Source organism: Methylobacter sp. Wu8 (genome assembly GCF_036440755.1).
Classification (GTDB): domain Bacteria; phylum Pseudomonadota; class Gammaproteobacteria; order Methylococcales; family Methylomonadaceae; genus Methylobacter_A; species Methylobacter_A tundripaludum_A.
The window spans coordinates 1-4,787 of record NZ_JAZGVT010000001.1 but is presented as its reverse complement, the minus strand read 5'-3'; the positions used below and the strand labels follow the sequence as shown (position 1 = coordinate 4,787).

5 protein-coding genes are annotated in these 4,787 nt (G+C 50.8%); 4 read left to right on the top strand and 1 reads right to left on the bottom strand.

The window, feature by feature from the left end:
• The first annotated feature begins 582 nt into the window (after positions 1-582).
• The 4 genes from V3O24_RS00025 to V3O24_RS00010 all read left to right on the top strand — a co-directional run bounded on the left by V3O24_RS00025 (position 583) and on the right by V3O24_RS00010 (position 3,260).
• Complete coding sequence (locus tag V3O24_RS00025) at positions 583-1,530, top strand: DnaJ C-terminal domain-containing protein (RefSeq protein ID WP_331305543.1); 948 nt, start codon at positions 583-585, stop codon at positions 1,528-1,530.
• Between the two features lie 5 nt (positions 1,531-1,535).
• The gene (locus V3O24_RS00020; RefSeq protein WP_331305542.1) at positions 1,536-1,856 is read left to right on the top strand and encodes a chaperone modulator CbpM; all 321 of its coding nucleotides are present in this window, start codon (positions 1,536-1,538) and stop codon (positions 1,854-1,856) included.
• 136 nt (positions 1,857-1,992) lie between these two features.
• Positions 1,993-2,940 carry a DnaJ C-terminal domain-containing protein gene (locus V3O24_RS00015; protein ID WP_331305541.1) on the top strand — a complete coding sequence of 316 codons (948 nt, stop codon included), beginning with the start codon at positions 1,993-1,995 and terminating at the stop codon, positions 2,938-2,940.
• A 5-nt stretch (positions 2,941-2,945) separates the two neighbouring features.
• Entirely contained in the window at positions 2,946-3,260 is a 315-nt protein-coding gene (locus V3O24_RS00010; RefSeq protein WP_104423922.1) for a chaperone modulator CbpM, read from the top strand.
• Positions 3,261-3,311: 51 nt separating this feature from the next.
• Here V3O24_RS00010 and V3O24_RS00005 read toward each other — a convergent pair whose 3' ends face one another.
• Complete coding sequence (locus tag V3O24_RS00005; RefSeq protein ID WP_331305539.1) at positions 3,312-4,541, bottom strand: lipopolysaccharide biosynthesis protein; 1,230 nt, start codon at positions 4,539-4,541, stop codon at positions 3,312-3,314.
• Between the last annotated feature and the right edge of the window lie 246 nt (positions 4,542-4,787).

Below are 4,787 nucleotides of genomic sequence, written 5' to 3'. Positions count from 1 at the left end.
CTTAGGAACGTGCATGAAATAACTTGAGCAAGTTTGATTTTTCATTTTTTAACCATGAAGGACATGAAGCGGCATGAAAGGTTTAAGTCTTCATGTCCTTCATGCTCTTCATGGTAATTGCCTAAATTAATTTATGCACGATCCTAAGTGGCTGCACTGAATCAATGCAAAGCAGGCCACATCCACCCGGTGAGAGGAGTTTCAGCGATAGATATAGCGCGTCTTAAAATTCGCAAGGTAATTCAATAGGAACATATAATGCCCAAAATCACCTTTGCTATGTTTTTAAGACGCCTGTTATTGTGTATAGCCATTTTGGCTATTCATTATATTGTCGTGTTTTTACCCATTTCCGAGCTTTTCTTACTCTATATCATTTTATTTAAGCCGAAATGGTTTGAGGGTTTTTAAATTGAAAGATTGGCGGCAGGCCCTAAATAGTCTGCCGCTTAGTCTGAATGTCGTTAACTGATTCAGTTTTCATATTCCCAAGGATGACAATTGATTTCCGGTAGTGTACAAACATCAAATCCGCCTGGATTCTCCAGGCAACTTCAACTGTGATCCGACAGGCAACTCAACATGCAGTATAAAGATTACTACCAGATCATGGGGCTATCCAGAAGCGCCAATCAGGCTGAAATCAAGCGCGCCTATCGCAAGCTGGCGCGCAAGTACCATCCCGATGTCAGCAAGGAACCGGACGCCGAGGCCAAATTCAAGGAGCTGGGCGAAGCTTACGAAGTGCTCAAGGACCCGCAAAAAAGAGCCGCTTACGATAAACTGGGCTCCAACTGGAAAGCCGGCGAAGATTTCAGCCCACCGCCAAAATGGGATGAAGGCTTCGAGTTTAGAGGCGGCGGTTTTACCGGTGGCGACGCCAACGCTTTTAGCGCTTTTTTTGCACAATTGTTCGGTCGCGACGGCTTCCGTCCAGCCGACCAGGTACCGCACGGTTTCCGCGTGCGCGGCCAAGACAGTCATGCGAAGATTTATATCGACCTGGAAGACAGCATCCAGGGCGCAACACGCAATATTTCCCTGAGTACGCCGGAAATGGATGCGCAAGGCCGTGTGCAGATCAAACATAGAAACCTGAACATCAAAATCCCCAAAGGCGTTAAGCCCGGACAGCACATCCGGCTGGCCGGCCAGGGCGACCCCGGCCTTGGCGACGGCAAATCCGGCGACCTGCTGCTCGAAATAGCCTTTAACAATCACCCGCTGTACCGCGTTTCCGGGACCGATATTTATCTGGACCTGCCCGTTACGCCCTGGGAGGCGAGACTAGGCGCTAAAATCAAGATCCCGACACCGGTAGGAACCGTCGACCTGAAAATACCGCCCCACTCGGAGCAAGGCACCAAACTGCGCCTAAAAGGCCACGGACTGCCCGCTAAAACGCCCGGCGATTTCTACGTGGTGCTGCAAATCGCCCTGCCGCCCGCACACAGCGAAGAGGCCAAAGCGGCCTACCAAAGAATGCAGCACGAGTTTGATTTTAACCCACGCGTATCCCTGGGGGTATAACGCCAATGAATTCGCATCATTTATTACCGGTTCATACCGGAACCGTTATTGAAGACGACAAACTGACGTTAGGGCAGCTTTGCCACGCTTGCGGCGTCCATGCAGACTGGGTTATCAGCTTGGTTGAAGAAAGCATCATCGAACCGCAGGAAGGGGATGAAATACACTTATGGCGTTTTTCAGGCGCAAGCCTGGTAAGGGTGCGTTCTGCGCTACGGCTACAGCGCGATCTCGGGGTTAATCTGGCCGGCATCGCACTGGCGCTGGACTTGATCGAAGAGCTCGAACAGCTGCGCACCCGGCTAAAAATAATGGGTCACGACTAATAATACCGGGTTTACGAGCAAACGGCCGTCATTAGCCGATTTCATTTCCATATTCTAAAAGATGACAATGACTTTGCAGTAGCGTACAAATATCGAGTCTATCTGGGTTTTTCCAATTGTCATCGGACGGGCCGGCATGCAATATAAAGACTACTACAAGATCATGTGGCTGCCAAGAAACGCCGCGCAAGTCGAAATCAAGCGCGCCTATCGCAAACTGGCGCGCAAGCACCATCCCGATGTCAGCAAAGAACCGGATGCCGAGGCAAAATTCAAGGAGCTGGGCGAAGCTTACGAAGTGCTCAAGGATCCGCAAAAAAGGGCCGCTTACAATAGGCTGGGCTCCCACTGGAAGGCCGGGGAGGATTTCAGTCCGCCGCCAAACTGGGACGAAGGCTTCGAGTTTAGCAGCAGCAATTCTTCCGATAGCGAGACCGGCGCGTTCAGTCATTTTTTTGAACAATTATTCGGGCGCTCGGGACTCCGTTCAGCCGACCGGAGACAGCGCGGCATCCATGCACGGGGCCTGGACAGCCGGGCGAAAATTTATATCGATCTGGAAGACAGCATCCAAGGCGCGACGCGCAATTTTTCCCTGAGCATGCCCGAAACCGATGCACAAGGTTTTGTGCAGGTCAGACACAGAGCCCTGAACATCAAAATCCCCAAAGGCATCAAGGCCGGCCAGCACATCCGGCTGACCGGCCAAGGCGAACGCAGCCCTGATGACGGTAAAACCGGCAATCTTCTGCTAGAAGTCGCTTTTAACGCCCATCCCATGTACCGGGTATCCGAAACCGATATTTATCTGAATCTGCCCGTTACGCCCTGGGAAGCGAAGTTAGGCGCCCGCATCAAAGTGCCGACACCGAACGGAAGCGTTGAGCTGAAAATACCGCCCCACTCCCAACAAGACTCTCATCTGCGTTTAAAAGGTCTTGGGTTGCCGGCCAAACCGCCGGGCGATTTCTACGTGATGCTAAAAATTGTCCTGCCGCCGGCGAATACCGAACAAGCCAAAGCAGCCTACCAAAAAATGCAGCAAGAATTTGATTTTAACCCGCGCCTATCCTTGGGGGTATGAGACCCATGAATTCTGACGACTTATTACCGGTACAGACCGGAACTGTCATTGAAGATGACAACCTGACGTTAGAACAGCTGTGCGATGCTTGCGGCGTCCAGCCCGACTGGGTTATCAGTTTGATAGAGGAAAGCATTATCGAACCGCAAGGGGATGAAACGCATTTATGGCGTTTTTCCGGTGCAAGTTTGGCGCGGGTACGTTCCGCGCTAAGGCTGCAACGCGACCTGGGCGTTAACCTGGCCGGTATCGCGCTGGCGCTGGACTTGATGGAAGAGCTGGAACATTTGCGCGCCCGATTAAAAACAATGAGGACATGACTGAAAATATCCAAACCGTCCACACTGCACTACTGAAACCCGGCAAAGAATTTATCCGCCTAATCTGCGGAAATGCAACCCTACCACGATGCGTAAACTAATAAACAGCAACATGACTGATACCATATAAGCCGTTGCCACGCCGACAGAACCAAAACTCGCGCCAAGCACAAAGCTCAGCGACACCATCATTGCCGTAGAAACCATAGTCAAGCTTAACACGATGCGGTGCGAGCCCATAAATTGCAGGTAATAAGGCACATCGGCAAACAGGGCGCTGAAGCAGGCGCCTGAGGCAATAATCAGCATAGTATGATAGCTGCCGCTGAAATGCTCGCCGAATAATCCCAGTATGGGGCGGCCCGCGAAAATCAGAGTGACCAGCAAGGCCAGAACCATGCCGCCGACCGCTAACCCCCTTTGTTCCATAATCTTTCGTATCGCCTGTTTATCGCCGCGGCCTATCATCACAGCCATCATGGGCAGATAATAACGATTGGTCGAGGTCCCTATCAGCGAAATAATACCGCCTGTCTGGGCGGCAACGGCATAAACGCCCACTTCTATACCCGAAGGGAACAGTATTTCCAGAATAATAACGCCGCCGCTGGTCATGACGGTTAACAACAGGCTATTCAAAACCAGGGGCAAAGAGCCTCTAAGCCATTTTTTACCCTGCATGACCGGCATCGTATTTTTAATGCCTGCCGGCATCAGCCTTTTAGCCATGCACCACATAATGACCAAGGCAATCGTCCATGCGCCGCCGAAACAAAGCACTGCGGACAGGGCGGATACTTTAACAGGGCTCAATGACAAGCCGGCAAGCAGCACAAGATAAACCGCCGGCAGAAACAGCCTGTAAATCGTGACACTGAGCAGCTGAGCGCCATGCGCGGCAATAACATCAACCAAAAACAGCGTCACCGCGATGACCGGCAAAAAACCGGCGAACACGACAATAGCGATATGCACGTCGGCTTGCCGTAATGCTAAAAAAGCTTCAAGGCTTATACTCAGTATTGCCATCAGCAACAGACTGAAAGCGCTGATGCTGCGCAAGGCAAACAACCAGAAACCGCGAAACCTTTGCCAGTCCTCGCGATCACGCAGCAACGCTATAGCCCGCAACGCATATTTTTCAAGGCCCAGGGTCGCCAGCGTTGACAGCATTGTTACGATTGACACGGCCACACTGTAATCGTCAAAGTCACCGACGCTGAGCCATCGCGCCAGAAAAATATTGGCTATGTATATCAGGCCGTAATTGGCCAGCGCCATTACAAACAATCCCAGTGAACGAAAACTATTCGAATGCGGGTCTAGGTGGTGATCCATCGACGCTAATATTTTTAAGTAAAACCATGATTAGAATAACGGCCAATAAGCGTTTAAAGCGCAGCTTGCCCCCCAGTACTTTGTAACTTAGGATCGTGCATAAATTAATTTAGGCAACTACCATGAAGAGCATGAAGACTTAAACCTTTCATGCCGCTTCATGTCCTTCATGGTTAAAAAATGAAAAAT